Consider the following 20,611-nt stretch of genomic DNA (forward strand, 5'->3'; position numbering starts at 1 on the left):
AAACTCAACTATATTTATATTAGTAGTGTATCTTTACTTTTTCTTCGAGAAAATAAATTACAACTTTAAATGGTCAGTTCGTCCATTACTTCTTCAGTAACTACATCAATCTCTTCATGAATATAAATCTTTCTCTTTTTCAATTGTTCAAAAATCTCTTCCGGATCAAAAGCTTCTTCTGGAATAAGTACACCCGTCTTTCTAACTCTTCCTTTGGCTAGTAGTTCTGTTGCAATCGCCATTGGAATACCCACATTCCGAGTATATGCTCTTAGCTTTTCCCAACCTTCTACAGAACCATCGCTTGCAGGATGTGTATGATATAGGACATGGCGTTTTCTCACACCATCTTTTGTGCCAATCACTTCTATATGAAGAGAATAACCATATAGTTCAGTTTCTTGGCCTTCCTTCGAGTCCATTAGGTAATCTCCAATAACATCCATTAAACCTACTTCTTTACCGTTAACCGTGATTTGTGGGTTACGCATAATACCATAATCATAAAGTCCACGTACTAGGTTCATATTTTGTTTTGGCCAAGTTCCTCTTACTTCTATTAACTCGATACCTTTGTGAGATAGTGCTGTAGCTAATGTTCTTGTTTCAGAGTGAGGTATAATATATTGAATTGTTTCTCCATAGGGTTCAGGTAATTGAATCGTTCTTGGTCTTGCAAATGGTGGAACTTGTACAAATTGACCTTTTTCAAAAACGATACGACCGGGAAGGTCTGGATCATATTCGTAAGTTGTTGTTTCAGTAATCGATTTGGAGAATGCAAACGGTCTAAATGAACCGTGGCTTACCCTTACAATTTCTACTGTATCCAATTGATTAGCAGCATGCATAGCCATCATCTGAGTTACCCCAGGAGTCATTCCAAATCCAGGTACCGCCGTTTTGTTATTTTTCTTAAATGTTTCTGAAAACTCGTCTTCTGCTCCAAATCCATTTAAGTTAATTCCATGACATCCGGCTTCTGCGATACAAGCTGTAGATAGACCATTTAACGTAATGGTTGTTCCATCCATTACTACATCATAGCCTCTCATTTGTTCAACTGTTTCTTCGTGATTCATTACATTTACTTTTACGAAGTTCACACGGGAGTCATTCAGTTCATTTACTAGCTCCTGTCCAATTAATTCGTTAAAATCACCAATTGTAATAACATCAAACTCGGAATGTTCAACAAGATCAAGTACAGCTTCTCTGGCAATTCTTCCTGCCCCACCCAAACAAAATACTTTCATCGACAACATTACCCCTCTCTATTTATCAGAATATTCATTACAATCGAATCTTACCACAACTTATTTTGTTTGTCTTGCTTTTTTTTGATAAAGTCTTTATTAATTTGCTTTTACTTGTATTTTATTGACTTGCTAGCTCGTAGAAATAGTATGTAAACCAATTCTATTACAAGAAAACACAAATTATAATAACTAAGTAGGTTTCACTTAAACAAATAAATTATTTGCTTCATTATTCTGTTCATATCCATAATACATTGCTAATTATTATTACTTAAAACATATCAGATTGCCTGTAATATATGCAGGGTACCAATTTTCGACATTAATAAACCTTTTTTATCCATCATTATTTTTGCAGTTCAGTACGCATAATAACCAACAAGCGTAGTCACATTCCTCTCTAGTATTTTAATATAAATAACAGCACTAGCGTCGCATAAATAGGTTCCGAATACTCTGTTTTCGTTTTCGGTCTTTCTAAAGAAAAAACGAATACACCATAATAGAGGTAGTGAGCATCCACTTTTTAACGATACCTTTTGACGAGCCCAACAAAGATTAAACGATGGGATTATGGTACGTATTTCCCTTCTACTTTTCGGATTCAAATATGGGCTGACTTCCATAAGTATGCCTTTAGGTAGCGGCTAATTTGCAAGTATGTTCACTTACTTCATGAATTTGTGCAACCAAATCAACAAAGATCGACTGGAAGAATTCAGGCGACAGTTGACGTAAGCATCTGCCGTTTCAGGAGAAACTGATAGCATCCAAGTTTGTCGCTTCTGCCAGTTCCTCAGAAAAGACGCTATCGCTGATTGCACGTAAACTTTCTGTTTCAAGAAGCTGCGCGTACAATAGTAATTTCGTAAATGAAGCCATATGTAGTTTCTTTGTATAGTAGTCAAGGCAATGGGTTTTCACTAGATTTTCAAATAAATCGTTCGTAATCGGTGTAATCCACTGCTCAAATGCAGTTTTCCGTGTAATCTTATCCATGCGTGAGTCCTTTATTTTAGATTTGGATAGGTTACTACCTGCCAACCAATATAAAGGTTTTTTTGGGTCACAGTTTAATTAAAGAGTATTCAGTTTCCATTAAAATAGTATTTTATTTTAATGCGACACTAGTGAAATAATAGATATAAAATAATTAAGTACGTCGTTCCACCCTCTAACAAAACCAAGTAATAACTAGATAAAACAACCAATACAAAATTAATTAGCTATTTTCCCAATAAAACCATTCACAATTTTCTGAAAGCATGATATAGTATTTCTCAAGCGGTGTTTGAAAACGCTTTAAATTAAAAATAGTTAATCAGAAAGGTGTGAGAGGTGTAATTTAATTAGTTAATTTCTTAAAAACACCAATTTAATTAAAGTAGTACATTAACGATATAAATATCTGGTTCAAGTATTAATCCGAAACACAACTCACAAATAAAATCTATCTCATTTTGAAAGGATGATATTAATTATGAATCTAGTTGAATCTACAAATAACCCTTACCTCTTATTGACACCTGGTCCACTAACGACAAGTGACACTGTACGATTAGCAATGATGAAAGACTGGTGCACATGGGACGATGAATACAATAAAATCGTTCAGAGTATTCGACACGACCTTCTTGAACTAGCGACTACCAACACTGATAAATATTCAACTGTTTTAATGCAAGGAAGCGGAACATTCAGTGTTGAATCTGTCATCGGAACGGCCATACCACCTGATGGTAAGTTACTAGTAATTGGAAATGGTGCTTACGGTTACCGTATCGCTGAAATTTCTACAATGTTAAACATTGACACTGTTATGCTAGACAGCGGCGAAGTAGATGATCCCAATATTGATGAATTAAACGAACTGCTTGAAGCTGACAAAGACATCACACACGTCGCAGTTGTACATTGTGAAACAACGACAGGAAGGCTTAATCCGATAGAAAAAATTAGTGAAGTCATTAAAAAACATAACCGGATATTCATATTAGACGCGATGAGTAGCTTTGGCGGGATCGAAATGGATATCGACCAACTCGGCGTGCATTATTTAGTGAGTAGTGCCAATAAATGTATTGAAGGTGTACCAGGCTTTGGATTCATCATCGTAAACAAAGAAGAGTTTGAAAAATGTTGGAATAATGCACGCTCTTTATCCCTTGACCTTTATAGCCAGTGGAGAACAATGGAAGAAAACAACGGAAAATGGCGCTTTACATCACCTACACATGTTGTACGTGCTTTTGCTCAAGCTATCCTGGAATTGAAGGAGGAAGGCGGAGTTAAAGCCAGAGCTGCTAGATACAAAGAAAACCAAACTACACTCGTTAAAGGCATGAGAAACCTTGGTTTTAAAACTTTACTTGCAGATGAAAACCAATCTCCAATTATTACATCGTTTTACTTCCCAGAATCTGATGATTTCACTTTCGGTGAATTTTATAACAGATTAAAAGCAAAAGGTTTTGTTATTTATCCAGGAAAAGTTACAGATTTAAATACGTTTAGAATTGGGAATATCGGCGCGGTAACACCCGCTAAAATTAATGCATTATTAACTAGCGTTGAAGAATCTAGTTATTGGAAAAGTCCTGTTTAATAATATTTCATAAATATATGATACTTGTGACTTCTATTGTTATTCCTTATACTATATATACTCTTAAGCTTATAGATCTTTAGGAATTAATAGTTAAATATCACAAATCATGAGGTGTATTAGTTTTGTCATTAGCCAGTATAGATAGAAAAAGAAAAATTCTTGAATTACTTGAAATTGACGGCAAGGTGCAAGTGAAAGACCTTGCCGTCATTTTAAAAGTATCTACTGAAACGATCCGTAATTATTTAAATGACTTAGAACAGGAAGATAAGTTAAAGAAGGTTTATGGCGGAGCTATTAATCCTACATTCTTTAATAATGAACCTCCCTCCCAAGAAAGGGAGATAATTAATATTAAGGTCAAGGAAAAAATAGGGAAAATGGCTGTTAATTACATCAATGATAATGATGTAATAGCAATCGATGATGGGAGTACGCCTCTCCAACTAGCTAAAAATATCCGAGATAAAAATAATTTAACGATAATCACTTCATCAATTAATTCCATGAACGTTTTAATTGATCTATTAACTCGAAACGTTTTTACTGGGAAAGTAATTTTATTAGGTGGCCTAATTGATACTGCCCATTACAGAGTAATTGGTGAGCTTACGTTGGATATGTTAGATAATATTCATGTAGATAAATATTTCATTTCTGCAGATGGTCTTTCACTAAATGGCGGAGTCACTAGTTTTGATCTTTCAAAAGGCATGGTAACTAGAAAATTAATCGAACATGCGAATAAAGTAATTTTATTAATTGATTACGATAAAATCGGGAAACGAACACATTATAAGATGGCAGAACTTGAAGATATAGATATAATCATTTCCGATAAAAAACATCCTAAAAACTGGGAATTAATTTTGAATGACAATAACGTGAGATGGCTTACTGAAGATAGCCAAAATAGAAAAAGCTAAATAATAGAACAATTAGTTCTCCACTAGATAAGCAAGCTACTTATCTGCAAAGGAGGAACCAAATAATGGATACACTAGGGATTTTTTATGAAGAACAAATAGTTCAAAACTTAGAAATATATTTTCGGATTTTAATTAGCGCATTTCTAGGAATGTTCTTAGGTTATGATAGAACTTCTAAAAGCAAACCTGCTGGTTTAAAAACATTTACTTTTGTTTCCGTATCTTGTACGTTAATTACACTTATCTCAATTTATAGTGCGGAACAATTTGGCGGAACAAATATAAATAATAGAGTGGACCCTATGCGTCTTGCTGCACAAATCGTCTCCGGTTTAGGATTTTTAGGGGCAGGGTTAATTATGAAAGACGGATTACGTATAACCGGATTAACAACTGCCGCTATGGTATTCTTTGCTGGCGGAGTAGGAATCGGTATCGGTGCCGGATTTTATGGTATAGTATTTTTCGCTGTCCTAATTACCTTTACTTTGGCTAAAATTAGTAATGTGATTGAAAAGAGAGAACAAGAATTAAAAGAAAAAGGACAAGCGAAAAAGAAAGAATTGAAAAGTAAAGTCGGATAATCATAAATTTATCTCAATATATATTACACAAAACAAATGTAATGTACTGATTTTTTTGTATACCTGAAGAAGTATAAAAGAGTTTCCCTATTACCCGTAAACTATCGGGTTCGGAAAACTTTTTTTTGTTTTGATAATAAATTTTGGTGTATCTAAAACTATTCACGAAAAATGAAATACATTAATTCATCCGTCCTCTTATAATTAAAACCACTTTCTCTCAACTGAAGACCCCAGACTGATCGCCTTGCCAGGGAAAACGGCTGAAGTTGCCAAGTTTATTAAAACGCTCACCTAAGCGGCACTTAGTATCTACTGAGGCTTTATTCGAAGCGGAAATCAACATTTTTTTACCGAATAAAATTAAAGAATAGGCATAATCAGAGTATACTTAAAAGAAATACTTTGACTATACCTATTAATTATTTTCAACACTTACAAGAAACTGCTATCATTTTTGTTTAATCAGTTCGAAACTTTTTCTTTTGACATTTCAAGTGAAGTTTTAAGTGCTTCTTCTACCATTGGATATGTCGGATTATTTCTCTTATGTGTATTATAGAACATGCCCATCTTACGAATTGGATCTCCAGAATAATAGCGCTCATATTGAACTAGTCTTTGCCCAAATGATTCTCCACATAAATCCCAAGCAAGTTTAAAGAGACGAACTCTATCGTCAGCAGGTATACCTTCACGACCGCCATAATATTTATGCATATCTTCTGTTAACTCAGGATTTTCAAAGTCAGCTCCTGTTGGAGACATTAACAAACCACCAGCACCAATTATTTGCAAGATTTCAATTGCTCTAGGATACAGTGTAGGTAATATACCACGAACCGTTTCTAGTGGAACAATTGCTGGAACTGCTTCGCCATTTGGCGTCATAATAAATTCAATTTCAGAGATACGAACTAATGCCCTAACCGTTTCTACACCTTGTATAAGTTCAGATAATTGATTCTGAACATTTAAAAATCCGTCAACACCAACTGCATCTGCAATAGAACATGCAACTTCTGTTGCAAATTGAATTTTAACAAGTCCTCTAATGCCCGATTGATGCGATGGTTGCAAATTTATACCCGTTTTCGGATATAATAAATTGCCCGCTTCTACGTTCTGATTAATGAAAACGCGTTCCCATGGAACTAATACATCATCAAATACCAATACTGCGTCCATCTCTTCAAATCTTGAAGCTAACGGATGATCCCATGTCGACCTCAGTCCACTTTGCGTTTCCTCACGACAAAGTATACGAAGACCCGGTGTATCTATAGGGAGTGCAAATGAAATCGCATATTTCTCATCACCTGGCTTAAAACTTGGATACGAATAAATAATTACTTCATCAGTTAACGGTGCAAGCGTTGCCAACATTTTAGATCCGCGAACGATTAAACCTTCTTCTGTCTCTCTAACAACGCCTAAATGTGTGAACATATCTTCTTGGTCATTAGAAGCTTTACTTCGATCGTTTTGTGGATTAATAATTGCATGAGTTAAGAAAAGGTCATTGTCTCTAATATATTTATAGTAGTTTACAATGTTATCTCCCCATTTTTCTCCATACTGTCTAAAGAACCAATCGTTCGAAGCCATTGCAGTTACAACTGTTCCTAAAAAATCTGGTGTTCTTCCCATTAAACCAAATGTCGCTCTTGACCATATTTCAAATAGTTGACGGCGTGCTTGTAGATCTTCACCATTGCGTGGATTTAAAAAAGAATTATTTACACGTTCTCCTGTTTCTTCACAAACATGTGTAATCTTCTCTTGAAATTCAGGATCATGTTGCATGTCATATAATCTAGCAAGCTCTTTTATTGGCTGTTTAAAAACCGGTTCCTCAGTTAAATCAGTTAACTTTCTTCCTCCCAACCAAACTTCTGGTTGTCTTGACTTTACTGCGTTAATATAATCTGCACCTGTTCTAATACCCATATTATTTATTCCTCCAATAATTTAGTTTTTTACTTTATCTTCTGTGCTTTGCATTTTCAAACATTTTCCTCTAAAGAAAAGAAGAGCTTCACCTTCTCTAGATGAGAAATCCACTACTTCACCTAGGAATAAAACATGATCTCCACCGTCATACTCTTTCCATGGGTTACATTCAATCGTTGCAATTGTATCTTTCAAACGCGGACCAACTTCTGAATCTTCATCCCATTCAACAACTAGGTTTTCATCTGACTTTCCAGCAAATTGCCATGCATATTTCTCTTGCTCATCAGATAATATATTAATGACAAACGGACGATTTTTTAATCCATTTAACGCATTTGCTTTCTTATCAATAGAAACAAGCACAAGTGCAGGATCTAAGGATACTGAAGTAAATGAGTTTACAGTTATTCCACTCTTTTCCCCATTATCATCGTTCCACGTAATTACCGTGACACCGGTTGCAAATTGGCCAAAGCAATTTCTTAACTCTCTTAAATCCATATTCAACATCTCCTTTTCTACTTTCAATGTGATTTAAATATACCGAATCAACTTTTATCTCTCAACTCAATTATTTCACTATGTGAAATAGTTAGAATAATCGTTAAATTTATTAATGAAACTATTATGTATTCAAATCCTAATGTTTGATAAAATAAAAAACACTCAGAATTAAGATCTGAGTGTTTCTAAATTATACATATTTATTTTTAATCCCTATAAAGATTCGGAATCCACATGACAGCATCTTCCCAATAAGTCAGTATAAGTAGTACCAATATAGCCATCCCTAAAAATGGCATAATCGCTTTGACAAGGTCCTCAAACTTAACTTTTGCGATAGATGATACTATAAACAACCCTGTTCCAACCGGTGGTGTTAGTAGTCCTATCGTTAAGTTAATACAAACGATAACCCCGAAATGTACAGGATCTATTTGATAAGTTGCAAGTAAAGGTAACATTACAGGTATTATAATAATTAGCGCAGCAATTCCGTCCAATACCGTACCAATTAAAAGTAAAAATATATTCACTAATAATAAAAACACAAGTGGATTGTCAGAAAGATTGAGCATTGACTCTGCAACAAGTTGCGGAATTTGTTCAAAAGCAATTATAAATCCAAACAAATTTGCCATAACAATTAGGAATGAAATTGTCGCTGTATTGATAACGGTATTTACCAGCATTGTAGGCAGATTCTTTAGTTTTAATTCTCTATATGCCAATCCAATAACGAATGCAATTACACAAGCAATTGCTGCAGATTCCGTAGGTGTAAAGACGCCACCTAAAATACCAAATATAATAGTAAAAGGAATAAGCATAGCAGGAATAACTGAGATAAAGGTTCTAAATATCTTAGCAAAATTCGCTTTTTCACTTTTTGGAAACTGCTCTCTGCGATTCATAATCCCGATAACAATAACAAATCCTATTCCTAACAGTATCCCCGGAATGATTCCCGCCATAAATAGATCTGCAATAGAAGCACCTGTTAATGTTCCGTAAATAATAAATAACATGCTTGGAGGAATTATTGGAGCTACAATTGATGACGCAAGTGTAATAGCTGATGAAAACTCACGAGAGTATCCTTCTCTTTCCATCTCCGGAACCATTACTTTACTCATCATTGCTGCTTGAGCATTTGCCGACCCTAAAATAGAAGCAAGGAACATGTTCGCAACGACAGTAACATACGCTAAACCGCCTCGATAATGTCCAATTAAAACTTTAGCAAAGGCTACAAGTCTAGTAGTAATTCCGCCACCATTCATTAACTCACCAGCAAACATGAATAAGGGTACTGCCAATAGTCCAAAGTTATCTATCCCTGAAAACATTTTTTGTGGAGCCGAACTCATTAAAGTACTTAAATCACCTAACAATAAATAACAGAGTGAAGTGATAGCTAGAACAAGTGAAATTGGGATTCCGAGTAATAGGAATAGAAAAAATAACGCAATAACTACATATGTCATAATGGTTCACTTCCCTGCTTTTTATTCTTAAACAGGTTTATTAAATGACTTAATAAATGGATAAAAGCAAAAGTTAAACCAGTCGGAACAGATAAATAAGGAATCCACATCGGAATTCTCATTGACGTTGATTTTTGATGAGATGCTGCTATCAACCATTGATAGCTTAAGTATATTAATAAAAGCATAAAACCTAAAATTATGATATAAGAAATTATTTCAATTATCCTTTTTCCCTTTTCTGAAAAGCGATCTACCATAAATGTAACAGATGCTTGGGACTTATTCTTAAGTCCCAAGCTTCCGCCAATAAATGTAATCCAAGCCATCATAAAAATACTTGCTTCGCTTGCCCAAAAAATCGGGTCATTAAAGAAATATCTAAATACAACTGCAGTAGCAATTACTATAGTCATTGCAGCAATTAATATCATTGCAACAAACTTCTCTATTGATTCAATCCAACCACTTAATGTTTGCATAAAGCTAGCGCCTCCTACTTACGGAACGTTTCGATAAACTTTTTAATTAATGGATCTTTAGCTTTGTATTCTGTGTCAAACTTCTCTTTATATGGATCGAATAATGACTCGTCCATATCATAGAGTTCCATACCTCTATCTGTAAGTGTCTTTTTGTACTCATCTTCTAGTGAAGAACGTTTCATAGTACCGTATTCAGATGCAGCCGCCATAGCTTCTCTAATAATTTTCTGATCTTCTTCTGGCATTGCATCGAATTTTTCACTATTTGCAATCATAACTGATGGCCAAACCATATGATTTGTCATTGCGGCAAACCCTGTAACTTCATTAAAGTTCGATGTTACTGCAGCATCTAGATCCATTTCCATACCGTCGATTACACCTGTTTGTGCTGCTTGATAAACATCTGGCAATGAAATTGATTCTGGATTTGCACCCATATAACGGTAAAAGTCTTGTAATGCTGGACTAGGTGTTACTCGTAAAGTTAAACCCGCAATATCTTCTGGTGTTTCAACTTTCTTACTAAACATCATTGTACGATTTCCTGAGAAGAAGTAATCCATTGCATGTATACCTTGACCATCAAGAGTTGCTAAAATTTCTTTTGCAACATCAGAATCTTTTGCTTCAAATGCTTCTTCATATGAATCAAATAAAAATGGTGCAAACCAAGCACTAAAAGCATCTGATCTTGATGTTAGAAAAGCCGTTGTTATAAATCCGAAATCTAAAGATCCCGTTTCTAGTTGTTGAACCATATCAGGCTCCCCGCCTAATTGGCCACCAGGATATAGATCCATTTTCATTCTTCCATCGGAACGTGCTTCTAGTTCTTCCGCAAACTTTTCAGCTGTTTCATTCCAAATATGAGTAGGTGGTGCAATATGAGCTAACTTAAAATTGTATGTTTCACCTTTAGCATCTTCGCTTTCACTTGCCTCACCACTTGTTTCGATAGTTTCTCCTTCATCCTTTTCAGCAGCTTCATCTTTGTCCTTTTCACCACAAGCAGCTAAAACAAGCATCATTGCCATCACTAGAATAAAGATATATAAGCTATTTTTTTTCATCATCTATAAACACCTCTTCTAAGTTTTTTTACCACTGTTAATATTTTTTTGCATACATACAACAATAAATATTAAAATAATTTATTTTAATAATGAAATCGTTTACATTACTGTAAAATTTTATTTAAATCTCACCTCCTATTACTCATATGATACGACATATAGTACATTTCATAATTTACTAGAAGAGTAAACAATAACTCCCTAATAGTTTTATTATTCTGATTATACTAAACTCGTTTTTCAAACACACTCTCATTATTTCACATTATGAAATTTGGGAAAGTACTTAAATTTATTGTTGCATGAGCATAGGCTAAATTAGTTAGAAAAACTGTTAAACTTCAATATATCCTAACTCTTGAGAGATTGAGTGAGCGGTATTTAAAATGCTTCTAATTATGTTTTCACGATTTTTACCTTGCATATAAGAACTAGTACCAACTAGATTGACCGCAGCAATTGTTTTCCCAGAATACGATAGAATAGGTGCAGCAATGGCATAAGTACCTGTGCTATTTTCATTATTACTAATTGAATAACCCTTTTCACGTACATTTTCAATTTCTCGTTTTAGCAATCCGATATCTGTAATCGTATTAGGTGTTTGCTGTAACAATCCTCTGTCAATTGTTTCTTGTAAATAGGATGAATTAAAAGAGAGTAAAACTTTTCCAGTACTGGTTGCGTAAGCAGGTTTTCTTGAGCCGATATACGTATGAATCGGCGAGGCCTCTTGTGATGATATCTTAAGTACAAAAACTACTTCCCCTTTATCGAACATGCCAATATGAGCCGTTCCATGGAATCTATGTACTAATTCCTTCACTAATGGAATAGCTTTATCGTAAATATCTTGCTGAAACATCACATTATTATTCCATTCAAGCAATTTCCAACCTAGACGATATTGTCTATTACGATCCCTCATCAACACTCCTTGATTGCAAAGCGTGCTAACTAAATGGTGGGTTGTACTGGGATTCATTCCAAGCATTGCAGCAATTTCTCCATTTCCCAAAACAGGCTCTTCACTAGTAAAACAACTAATAATATCACATGCCTTTTTAACTGATTCTATCAAGTAAGACCCCCCTCTCCCTTAACAAAAATATCAATTAGTTCTTGCAAACCGCCTATTCCGAATAAATAGAATAGATTGATACTTTAGTATACTTAAGCTTGTTATAGTATACAAGAACATATTTTTTCATTCTTCTAACTTTAAATTTAATTTTGTTTGAAGAATTCATTTTGTAATTAATAGATTGAGGTCATTCGATTTCATTACGGATAACAGGTCAAAAAACTATTTATCATAAAAGTACATTTTCAACCAAAACTCAGATAAATTACTATTTGGCTTTCAATTATACCCAACAAAAAAAGCATCCATAAACATCAAAATAATTAAATGTTTAAAGACACTTATAATTTTCAATAACTTTAAAACGTTTTCAGAACCGATACTAACAGCCAATTCAAGAAAAGGTTGAGTTAAGTTATTACGGTACTCGTTTAATTTTTGAGCTAATCATGTTTTCATCAGAAACATAATTTATCTAAATTTACTAAAAAATACTGGTTAAGATTCTGGCACTTAACTATTTTTACTATTTAAGCAGTCGGCAACATTTCTTTTTGCCTTTGTTTCATTTGTTCAGCAATTTCTTCAATCTTTTCCAGTGCCTCTGTACGACTTTTTTGCTGTTGCTTCACTGCTTCTTTACTAACTTCCTCAAATTGTTTCTGGGATTTCGAGAATAAATCCATCATTGCATAGCCTGGATTCCAAATCGACGTTTGTGCATTTTTTGTAGCTTCTTCAACAACATTCACCCAGTTCATAATTGGTGCGGGTTGTTCTGTAGCAGAAAAATGTCCTTTAAATTCATCAGTTAGCTGCTTCGACTTTAGTTCCAGGTCATTTAAAGCTTCACGTGTAGAAGTAAGCAACTCTTTCTGTTGTTCAAATACTTGTAAAGATTTCTCTTCAATTTCATTTTGAAAACCTTGAAGGCTCTTAAAACTATTTAACCAGCTATCCCAAATTAGCTCCGACCCGTTAACTACTGATTGACTTGCATCGATGTTCTTCGTCATGATTAATTCCCCCTTAGTATTATATCCGTGAATGATGTCATTATATTAAATACGATTTTCCATATTTAATCCGAATTTCAGTCTGTCTTATTTTCTTCTTTCGTTTCCTTTGATGGCATCGAAAATGGATTATAGAACGGATTATATAAGTTGAAAAACTGATTCAACATTTTTTGATAGTGTCCAAGTGAATCAGCCCATACTTCTAAATACTGTTCTCCACCATCTGTAATCGAATAAATTCTTTTTGCCGGTCCGCCTGATGAAGTATCCCAAATGGATGTGACAAGCTCATCTTTTTCAAGTTGTCTAAGAACCCTATAAAAGTTTCCCTGATCCATTGATTGAATGCCAAATTGAGTGAGCTTTTCCATCAACTCATAGCCATGGGCGTTTAACTCTCGCAAATGTAAAAGAGTTAAAGGAATCAAAAAGTTTTTTGGCGTTCCCAAATTATTACTTTTATCTTTTTTAGTATCTTCCTGATTTAAACTAATTATTTATCACCTACCTTTTACATAAATTACCCATACATGTAATTTACACCTATATGCACTTTTAGTCAATTGACAAGTTTTTTAGTTTCGCTAAAAAGTAGGCCTTTAGAATATCAATTGTGTCGAACATTGTAGAACCTAAGTGAAAGGCAACGAGACAATCGTCCCACTATCCTATTTAGAAAATACTGAATGGTTGCTATGCTTATAGATGCAATACTTGAGCGAACATGAAGGGGATGAAGTCGTATGCCACAATCAAAGTTTATGGATCCATTTACGATGTGGAAAGATATGTATGAAAAGACTGAAGCAACATGGAGCGATATTATTCAAGAATCAATGAAAAAAGAAGCCTTTTCACAAGGTCTTGGGCAGACGTTAAATAACCATCTACAAAGTACTGAAATGATTTCTGGTATGACTGAATCCTATTTGAAACAACTTAATATGCCAACACGTGATGAAATTGCAAGCCTTGCCACACTTGTTATTAATTTAGAACAAAAAGTTGATGATTTACAAGATAATATAGAAGAAGAGGTTTTTAAAAATCAAACGAGTAAAGAAATTAGCAATCTAAAAGATAGTGTTTCAAATTTAGATTTAAAATTAGATCAGATACTCGAGGTAATGAACGAAAAAAAGAAAGCCCCGGCAGCAAAAGGAAAGTAACAGTCGAAAGAATTGAATTTAATGCAGAGGTCCGTCAATTACTTATTAACTTTTATAAAAATATTATGATGACTGGAAGTGTTACTCAACATGACAATTAATTTAATCGAAGTACCAAAAACAGAAGAAAATTCAAGGCCGCTAGAAGGAAAAGTAGCAGTTGTTACGGGTGGATCACGTGGAATAGGATCTGCAATTGCTAAAATGTTAGCTAAAAAAGGTGCACAAGTTGTATTCACCTATCAATTCGATGCTACTAGCGCTGGAAGTGTTGTGGACGAAATTGAAGATGATGGCGGCTCTACTTATGCGTCTCAAGTCAACGTCTCCGAATTAAAAGAAGTCAACATTTGTTTGGAGGAAGTCATAAAGCGTTACGGAAAAATTGATATTCTTGTCAATAATGCTGGGATTACAAGAGATCGTTCATTCCGTAATATGTCCATAGAAGAATGGAATGAAGTCATCAATGTAAATTTGAATAGCGTTTTCAATACAACTTCTGCAGTTATCAATCAAATGTTAGCGCAAAAGTTTGGTCGTATAATTAATATCAGCTCAATTGTTGGGCAATCTGGTGGATTTGGTCAAACCAACTATGCCGCTTCTAAAGCTGGACTTATTGGTTTCACAAAATCACTTGCTTTGGAAACAGCTAAAAGCGGGATTACTGTCAATGCAATTTGCCCTGGTTTTATTGAAACTGAAATGGTGGCAGAAATGCCTGAAAATATAAAAGATAATATAATTTCAAAAATTCCATTGAAGCGTTTGGGTCATGTGGATGAAGTTGCCGAAACTGTCGTATTCCTTGCCCAAGCAAAATATATAACTGGGCAGGAGATTAATGTAAACGGCGGACTTTACATGTAACCTTTCTATATTGCTGATATTAAAAAAGGAACTCCCAAACCAGGGGTTCCCTTTCAATTACTAGGAGGAGTAAGATGATAGATTCAAATGTAATCGAACTTGATAAATGGATGGATTCAATGCCAGAGGATATAAAGAATAACTACCGACGGATGAAAAAAGTGGCGGGTGTTCTTACCACTGAAGCCGAACCCCAAGTTGGTCAAACGCCTAAAGAAGTAATTTGGAAAAAAAATAAATCTAAACTATATCGTTACCAAACATCTTTAAAGAAAACAAATAAAATTCCTATTTTAATGATCTATGCTTTGATTAATAAACCGTATATTCTTGATTTGACGCCAGGTAATAGTTTAATTGAACATCTTACCAATCAAGGTCACGATGTATACTTACTCGACTGGGGTACGCCCGGTTTTGAAGATAGGCATATGAAGTTAGATGACTTTATCTTGGATTATATTCCGAAAGCTGTAAAAAAGGTATTACAAACGTCAAATGCCGAAGAGATCAGTTTGTTTGGCTATTGTATGGGTGGAACAATGACCTCAATTTTTGCAGCCCTTCATCCTAATTTACCAATTCGAAATTTAGTATTTATGACAAGCCCATTTGATTTTTCTGCGACGGGTTTGTACGCAAATTTCTTGGATAAACGTTACTTTAATTTAGATAAATTAGTCGATACACTCGGTAATATTCCACATGATATGATTGACTCTGGTAACAAAATGTTGAATCCAATTGCAAATGTCTACGGCCCATTCGTCAATCTTGCAGACCGTGCAGATAATGAGGAATTTGTTGAAAATTGGATGCTCATGCAAAAATGGTTAAATGACGGAATCCCTTTCCCTGGTGAAGCTTTCAGACAATGGATTCGCGAATTTTATCATGAGAATAAATTAATAAACGACGAGCTATATATAAGAGGTCAAAAGGTGGAACTGAGCAACATTAAAGCGAATATTTTAAACATCTCAGGATCTCGGGATATTATTGCTAGTCCTGAGCAAGTAAAACCACTTCTTGATAAAGTGTCTAGTAAAAATAAGACATTTCATCTACTGGAAACGGGTCATGTATCAGTCGTCGTTGGTCGTAGAGCAATTAACGAAACTTATCCGCTCATCGATGGTTGGTTAGTGGAAAACTCAAAGTAATCGGTTCTTAAGATAAATCTAAAATAAATAAGTTTCCGCCCTAATTCAATCTTAATTGGGGCAGACGCTTATTTTTTTTACTTACCGGGGAAAACGATAACTAAAAGATAAAATCTGTACAGTTTTCCGTGAAGCGCCTCACCCGTACTAAAAGTGGCAGCATTAAAATTTTAAATACTTTATTCCACTTGTATGTCCTCTAACACTGATGAAATATCCTCACCAAAAGGATTCTGATACACTTTATAATAAGTCAATAACTCGTTTCATAGTCGTACTCTTTTTTTATTTATAAAGTTGCGGTGAATTGTCTGAGTATTACCGAGCACAGGCACCTAAATTCATTTTACAATTGTCTTTTAACCTCCATATTCTTTGATGATTCGCATTGCAATGTCCTTCAATTCACCGTGTTCAGTGAATCGTTCACTGAGCATATCAGTAAGAATATTTTCTAAGAAGTAGGCTACACAGTTCATATCTTGAAACAGCAGTATAGTCCTTAACGCTTCTTCGTATATCTCTAAAAATAATGGCTCCGGATTATCCTTTTGTATCTCACCAAATGATTCATAAAGCAAATCAACTTTATCTGCAACAGATAAAATGCGCCCTTCCAATGTCTCATCTTTGCCTTCTTTCAATCGCTCCAAATAAATGCTTTGAAACTCAGATGGAAATTCCTTTTCTACAAACTTTCTTGTCATCTCCTCCTCTACCTCACTGAATAATTGTTTTAATTCTTTCGAAGCATATTTTACGGGCGTCTTTATATCTCCAGTAAAAAGTTCTGCATAATCATGGTTCAATGCCTTTTCATATAGGATTCTCCAATCCACTTTCTCTCCAGATTCCTCCTCGACTGTTCCAAGAAACTGAGCAATTTTCGTCACCTTAAATGAATGACTAGCGACAGAATGCTCCTGATATTTGAATTTTCCCGGACAACGAATAATTTGTTCTAAATCAGATAAACTTTTAAAATATTGATGTATACCCATCAAATTCATCACCTAACTATATTTTTTTATATGACTATAAAATACGCTTATATTTTTGTAACAGGGGTGGATTTACATATAACATTGTCTTTTATTACTTTCCCTTATCCAGACTAAAGTATTCAGGAATGTGTCTTCTTTTTATTAAAATAAAATGAGCTATTGTTTTTTATTCGTTTTATACACTTTCCGATGTGAGTCCAATGATAATAATAAATAGAAGACCAAATAATGGCATGTTTATTTATGAATTAATTCGCTATGGTAGACGAACGCATGCCGATAACGAAACGTTTATACCCATAACAACTGATGCAAAAGAGTAGTACCAAGAAGAACAGAAAAAATATGATGAATTCGAAGAAGTAAATATTTAAAAAATAGCTGTTAAAATGAATGCGTTATTTTATCTAATGCTTCACTTCTTGAAATCTCAATGCAAAATCATCGCTAAATCAATTGCTTAGGAGTAAAAAAACAATAGATACTAATAATAATTTCAATACTTATCTAACCTCTTGATATTCAAGGTAGCTACATATATCGAATTACAACCAATCTTTTAGAGTTGAAAGTAATGGAAAATGGGTACATGGAACACTTCAACTGTAAACATAAGCAACGAAATTTAAATAAGATGACTCCGGCCCAATACCGAAGTCATCTCATGTAGTATAGATTAAAACGTCGATTTTTCAAACTGTCCATCAAATGAGGCTCAATTCTTAGCTGGATCAATAGACTTTTAAAGTATATATCACGCAAATAATACGTAAGTATTTAGTATGCTTCCAACAATTTTTCTATGCATGTACTGTTATTCAATAACGCCACACACGATGCGATCGCCCGAATCACCAGATGGTTGGGTTTCTCCATCGTCTGCTTCAGCGTGAATAATAAGAGCAGTTCCACTTTCTTGCAGCAGTGAGTTTTCTTCTCCGCTCTTAAGCGTTACATGTTCAGCTAAGAACTCTTCATTTACCTCTCCGTCCTCACCTACATTAAGATTCGGCAAATCACCGGCATGCGGACCTTCTTCGTGATCCAATCCATGGTTTGTGTCAGCCGGATTAAAATGACCCCCTGCTGATTCAAAGGCAGGAACTTCACATTTCCCCACTTCGTGAAAATGGATACCGTGCGTGCCTTCAGGTACACCTTTCGCATTCAATTTAACTTGAACACCGTCATCTTCATTAGTCAATTCTGCTGTTCCAATCGAATCCCCACTGCTATTCTTCAAATCAACATTAACTACAAGTAGGTCTTCATCTACAGCCACCTCATCTTCTTTAGATGGACTTGCATTATCTGTGTCGGTCTTTCCTGTCGTCTTATCATCCACCTCATCAGTTTCGGACGATTCGTTTTTATCCCCACATGCAACAAGAACAAAAACGAGAATAAATCCCGGAATTAACAAAAGCCATTTTTTCATCATAATCCTTCCCTTCTATTGAAATGTTCCAATACATATACATTCCACTAATTGCAAAAGTTAAACCTAAATGGACGCAAGCTCGAAATTGTACCCGATTGTAGTACAAACAATGTAATTATATTTTTTTTAAAAAGAATTTAGAGATAAGCGTTCTGTCATTCTTTTTTCTTCTGTAGATATTTCCATACAGTTCTCTGGGCTAGCACTTTCGGATTAAGGCCTAAACCTTCGCAGGTGGGACATAATGTATGTGTGGACAAGTCTAAAACATCCTCTCAAGAAGTCTTGTTCAACTTGGAAACATCTCGATTGATTTTAAGACGAGTGAATGTAGGCACCAATCCACCCTATGAATATTCCCTAACCATTCATCTAATCAAAATGCTATGATTCTTAATTAACGACAAATAAAAGAACCCATTTTGAAAGAGTATTACTCAAAATGGATTCAACCTCAGATTTTTGATTTTATTTTAATAAAGCATTCATTCAAACTCTCAAGGTTGCTATATCATTTTTGTGCTTTAATGGAATAAAACTTCTGTCATCATTCTATACCTCAATCAAATTCATAATAGTGTTTTATTGCTACACCACCACAACATATAGTCGAGTTAGAACGTTCTCGAACAATATGTTGTTCGTTGTAGCAAGTTAAGGTAATTATGAAATTGATTCACCTATTGTGTTAATTTGATAATGCAATTTTTATATGGGCTAAGTGATGTTCCTCGTGCCAAGCCAATTTTGCAACTTTTTTCGCAACAGTTATTTCACCGTTTACCTGGTGAGTAAAAGTCCGATTTAGCTGCTCTTTAGTTAAACTATGCCCTAAAGATACGATACGCTTATTTATGCCTTCTAAAATTTTAATAGAACTTTCTATTGGACTATTTGTATCTGGTAGAATAGCCCATTTATCTTGATCAAAAGCTGTTGCCGTAGGATTCTCATCTGTTAAAGCAATTTTCAAACGTTGATACATGTTCAACTGAGAATCAGCAATGTGATGAACAAGTTGACGAACTGTCCAGCTACCATCACGGTATGTTCTGATTAATTCCTCTTCACTTAATGAGTCGACAGTTTCTCTTAATCGACTTGTGTATGTTTCAATTTCCTTTAACCATTGTTCAATATTTTCTAATGTTACGATTTCAGGAACTTGTAATTTTCCGATTGGAAATCTTACATCCATTGTCAATCCCCTTCTTTCTAATCATTATTTTTTACTTATTTATACATTGTCTCAAATCTTGTAATCAATAGCATTATCCCTAAACCAAGACTGCTATTATTGTGGTTAACATGTACCATGAATATTTAATTATAGCACTTAACGTCAGAATAAACTATATATTCAATAACCTTATCGTTCTTCACTCCAAGTATTTAAACAATCAGGGTTAACTACCCTTTATATTTATTAACACAAAATACACGGCTAATTTAGCTAATTCCACTTCAAAAGTCAATGTTGTTTGTTTGTAGTCTATAATCTTTCTTAATAAATTATTGATTGTCTGATAAATTCGTTGAATTGCTTTTCCAATCGTTGTGTCGCTCTGCTTATCCCACTACCACGTCAGGTGACCAGCTATGAATCTTGATTTTACGACAAGCCTGTTCAATAAAGTCATATGCAATTAGTAACTTACTTTTCGCTCCACAGTTTCGTATTTTTTTCATATACAACCTGTCCCGTTTGAGGAAAATAGACTTTGTAAGACTTTCGGCCAATCTTTAGCTGTGTCGTTGTTCCACGCTTAAGTTCGTTAGCAATCGACTGGTGAATCCGCCCTAAGCGTCTTACGATTTGCATATCCCGCCCTTTTTGCAAGCACCAATTTGCCTACGCTCAAAAGAGGATAAGTTTTTATTTTCACGGTTTTGTATGTTATTCTAAGTGTGTGCCATTATAAAATTTCCTCTCATTGTGAGTCTGTCAACTTCAATGATACACGAAATTTTAT

The 20,611-nt window shown here is 34.5% G+C and carries 18 protein-coding genes and 1 pseudogene; 6 read left to right on the forward strand and 13 right to left on the reverse strand.

Annotated features, from left to right (window positions below):
* Positions 1–65: 65 nt before the first annotated feature.
* Both AC3RV6_RS14595 and AC3RV6_RS14600 read right to left on the reverse strand, forming a co-directional pair.
* Positions 66–1,256 carry a saccharopine dehydrogenase family protein gene (locus AC3RV6_RS14595; RefSeq protein ID WP_489746726.1) on the reverse strand — a complete coding sequence of 397 codons (1,191 nt, stop codon included), beginning with the start codon at positions 1,254–1,256 and terminating at the stop codon, positions 66–68.
* A gap of 663 nt (positions 1,257–1,919) precedes the next feature.
* Positions 1,920–2,258 (reverse strand): annotated as a pseudogene (locus AC3RV6_RS14600) (DUF4372 domain-containing protein); the annotation flags it as partial.
* Between the two features lie 481 nt (positions 2,259–2,739).
* Between AC3RV6_RS14600 and phnW the strand changes: the two are divergent.
* The 3 genes from phnW to AC3RV6_RS14615 all read left to right on the forward strand — a co-directional run bounded on the left by phnW (position 2,740) and on the right by AC3RV6_RS14615 (position 5,380).
* The gene (phnW, locus tag AC3RV6_RS14605; RefSeq protein ID WP_489746727.1) at positions 2,740–3,864 is read left to right on the forward strand and encodes a 2-aminoethylphosphonate--pyruvate transaminase; all 1,125 of its coding nucleotides are present in this window, start codon (positions 2,740–2,742) and stop codon (positions 3,862–3,864) included.
* A gap of 125 nt (positions 3,865–3,989) precedes the next feature.
* Positions 3,990–4,793, forward strand: a complete 804-nt coding sequence (locus AC3RV6_RS14610; protein WP_489746728.1) for a DeoR/GlpR family DNA-binding transcription regulator — start codon at positions 3,990–3,992, stop codon at positions 4,791–4,793.
* A 65-nt stretch (positions 4,794–4,858) separates the two neighbouring features.
* On the forward strand, positions 4,859–5,380 hold the full coding sequence (locus tag AC3RV6_RS14615) for an MgtC/SapB family protein (protein WP_489746729.1): 522 nt from the start codon (positions 4,859–4,861) through the stop codon (positions 5,378–5,380).
* Positions 5,381–5,845: 465 nt separating this feature from the next.
* Here the strand turns inward: AC3RV6_RS14615 and AC3RV6_RS14620 are convergent, their stop codons facing one another.
* From AC3RV6_RS14620 to phaQ, 8 genes are all read right to left on the reverse strand, one after another.
* Positions 5,846–7,330, reverse strand: coding sequence for a 4-hydroxyphenylacetate 3-hydroxylase family protein (locus AC3RV6_RS14620; protein WP_489746730.1), 1,485 nt, complete (start codon positions 7,328–7,330; stop codon positions 5,846–5,848).
* Between the two features lie 21 nt (positions 7,331–7,351).
* Positions 7,352–7,837 carry a flavin reductase family protein gene (locus tag AC3RV6_RS14625; RefSeq protein ID WP_489746731.1) on the reverse strand — a complete coding sequence of 162 codons (486 nt, stop codon included), beginning with the start codon at positions 7,835–7,837 and terminating at the stop codon, positions 7,352–7,354.
* A gap of 209 nt (positions 7,838–8,046) precedes the next feature.
* The gene (locus AC3RV6_RS14630; protein ID WP_489746732.1) at positions 8,047–9,324 is read right to left on the reverse strand and encodes a TRAP transporter large permease; all 1,278 of its coding nucleotides are present in this window, start codon (positions 9,322–9,324) and stop codon (positions 8,047–8,049) included.
* Positions 9,321–9,806, reverse strand: coding sequence for a TRAP transporter small permease (locus AC3RV6_RS14635; protein ID WP_489746733.1), 486 nt, complete (start codon positions 9,804–9,806; stop codon positions 9,321–9,323). Before AC3RV6_RS14635 ends, AC3RV6_RS14630 begins: the two co-directional genes overlap by 4 nt.
* Positions 9,807–9,820: 14 nt before the next feature.
* A complete protein-coding gene (locus AC3RV6_RS14640) occupies positions 9,821–10,885 on the reverse strand; it encodes a TRAP transporter substrate-binding protein (protein ID WP_489746734.1) in 1,065 nt (354 codons plus the stop codon).
* 334 nt (positions 10,886–11,219) lie between these two features.
* Positions 11,220–11,966: an IclR family transcriptional regulator gene (locus AC3RV6_RS14645; RefSeq protein ID WP_489746735.1), complete on the reverse strand. Its 747-nt coding sequence runs from the start codon at positions 11,964–11,966 to the stop codon at positions 11,220–11,222.
* A gap of 533 nt (positions 11,967–12,499) precedes the next feature.
* Positions 12,500–12,985: a hypothetical protein gene (locus AC3RV6_RS14650; protein WP_489746736.1), complete on the reverse strand. Its 486-nt coding sequence runs from the start codon at positions 12,983–12,985 to the stop codon at positions 12,500–12,502.
* Between the two features lie 77 nt (positions 12,986–13,062).
* Entirely contained in the window at positions 13,063–13,482 is a 420-nt protein-coding gene (gene phaQ, locus AC3RV6_RS14655) for a poly-beta-hydroxybutyrate-responsive repressor (protein ID WP_489749274.1), read from the reverse strand.
* Between the two features lie 249 nt (positions 13,483–13,731).
* On the opposite strand from phaQ, the gene AC3RV6_RS14660 reads away from it, so the two are divergent.
* From AC3RV6_RS14660 to phaC, 3 genes are all read left to right on the forward strand, one after another.
* Positions 13,732–14,157: a poly(R)-hydroxyalkanoic acid synthase subunit PhaE gene (locus AC3RV6_RS14660; RefSeq protein WP_489746737.1), complete on the forward strand. Its 426-nt coding sequence runs from the start codon at positions 13,732–13,734 to the stop codon at positions 14,155–14,157.
* A gap of 90 nt (positions 14,158–14,247) precedes the next feature.
* The gene (fabG, locus tag AC3RV6_RS14665; protein ID WP_489746738.1) at positions 14,248–15,030 is read left to right on the forward strand and encodes a 3-oxoacyl-[acyl-carrier-protein] reductase; all 783 of its coding nucleotides are present in this window, start codon (positions 14,248–14,250) and stop codon (positions 15,028–15,030) included.
* 77 nt (positions 15,031–15,107) lie between these two features.
* Positions 15,108–16,193, forward strand: a complete 1,086-nt coding sequence (phaC, locus tag AC3RV6_RS14670) for a class III poly(R)-hydroxyalkanoic acid synthase subunit PhaC (RefSeq protein ID WP_489749275.1) — start codon at positions 15,108–15,110, stop codon at positions 16,191–16,193.
* Between the two features lie 359 nt (positions 16,194–16,552).
* Here the strand turns inward: phaC and AC3RV6_RS14675 are convergent, their stop codons facing one another.
* The 3 genes from AC3RV6_RS14675 to AC3RV6_RS14685 form a co-directional block, all read right to left on the reverse strand.
* Positions 16,553–17,194 (reverse strand): YfbR-like 5'-deoxynucleotidase, encoded by a 642-nt coding sequence (locus AC3RV6_RS14675; protein WP_489746739.1) that lies wholly within the window; start codon positions 17,192–17,194, stop codon positions 16,553–16,555.
* An 817-nt stretch (positions 17,195–18,011) separates the two neighbouring features.
* A complete protein-coding gene (locus AC3RV6_RS14680) occupies positions 18,012–18,638 on the reverse strand; it encodes a superoxide dismutase family protein (RefSeq protein WP_489746740.1) in 627 nt (208 codons plus the stop codon).
* A gap of 688 nt (positions 18,639–19,326) precedes the next feature.
* The gene (locus AC3RV6_RS14685; RefSeq protein WP_489746741.1) at positions 19,327–19,836 is read right to left on the reverse strand and encodes a YfiT family bacillithiol transferase; all 510 of its coding nucleotides are present in this window, start codon (positions 19,834–19,836) and stop codon (positions 19,327–19,329) included.
* Positions 19,837–20,611: the final 775 nt, after the last annotated feature.

Source organism: Sporosarcina sp. So3-204 (assembly GCF_058068165.1).

Bases quoted from the DNA above. Each gene is read 5' to 3' on its own strand.
- AC3RV6_RS14595 (WP_489746726.1), bottom strand. From the start codon at position 1,256: ATGAAAGTATTTTGTTTGGGTGGGGCAGGAAGAATTGCCAGAGAAGCT.
- phnW (WP_489746727.1), top strand. From the start codon at position 2,740: ATGAATCTAGTTGAATCTACAAATAACCCTTACCTCTTATTGACACCT.
- AC3RV6_RS14615 (WP_489746729.1), top strand. From the start codon at position 4,859: ATGGATACACTAGGGATTTTTTATGAAGAACAAATAGTTCAAAACTTA.
- AC3RV6_RS14620 (WP_489746730.1), bottom strand. From the start codon at position 7,330: ATGGGTATTAGAACAGGTGCAGATTATATTAACGCAGTAAAGTCAAGA.
- AC3RV6_RS14625 (WP_489746731.1), bottom strand. From the start codon at position 7,837: ATGGATTTAAGAGAGTTAAGAAATTGCTTTGGCCAATTTGCAACCGGT.
- AC3RV6_RS14630 (WP_489746732.1), bottom strand. From the start codon at position 9,324: ATGACATATGTAGTTATTGCGTTATTTTTTCTATTCCTATTACTCGGA.
- AC3RV6_RS14635 (WP_489746733.1), bottom strand. From the start codon at position 9,806: ATGCAAACATTAAGTGGTTGGATTGAATCAATAGAGAAGTTTGTTGCA.
- AC3RV6_RS14640 (WP_489746734.1), bottom strand. From the start codon at position 10,885: ATGATGAAAAAAAATAGCTTATATATCTTTATTCTAGTGATGGCAATG.
- AC3RV6_RS14650 (WP_489746736.1), bottom strand. From the start codon at position 12,985: ATGACGAAGAACATCGATGCAAGTCAATCAGTAGTTAACGGGTCGGAG.
- AC3RV6_RS14660 (WP_489746737.1), top strand. From the start codon at position 13,732: ATGCCACAATCAAAGTTTATGGATCCATTTACGATGTGGAAAGATATG.
- fabG (WP_489746738.1), top strand. From the start codon at position 14,248: ATGACAATTAATTTAATCGAAGTACCAAAAACAGAAGAAAATTCAAGG.
- AC3RV6_RS14675 (WP_489746739.1), bottom strand. From the start codon at position 17,194: ATGGGTATACATCAATATTTTAAAAGTTTATCTGATTTAGAACAAATT.
- AC3RV6_RS14680 (WP_489746740.1), bottom strand. From the start codon at position 18,638: ATGATGAAAAAATGGCTTTTGTTAATTCCGGGATTTATTCTCGTTTTT.
- AC3RV6_RS14685 (WP_489746741.1), bottom strand. From the start codon at position 19,836: ATGGATGTAAGATTTCCAATCGGAAAATTACAAGTTCCTGAAATCGTA.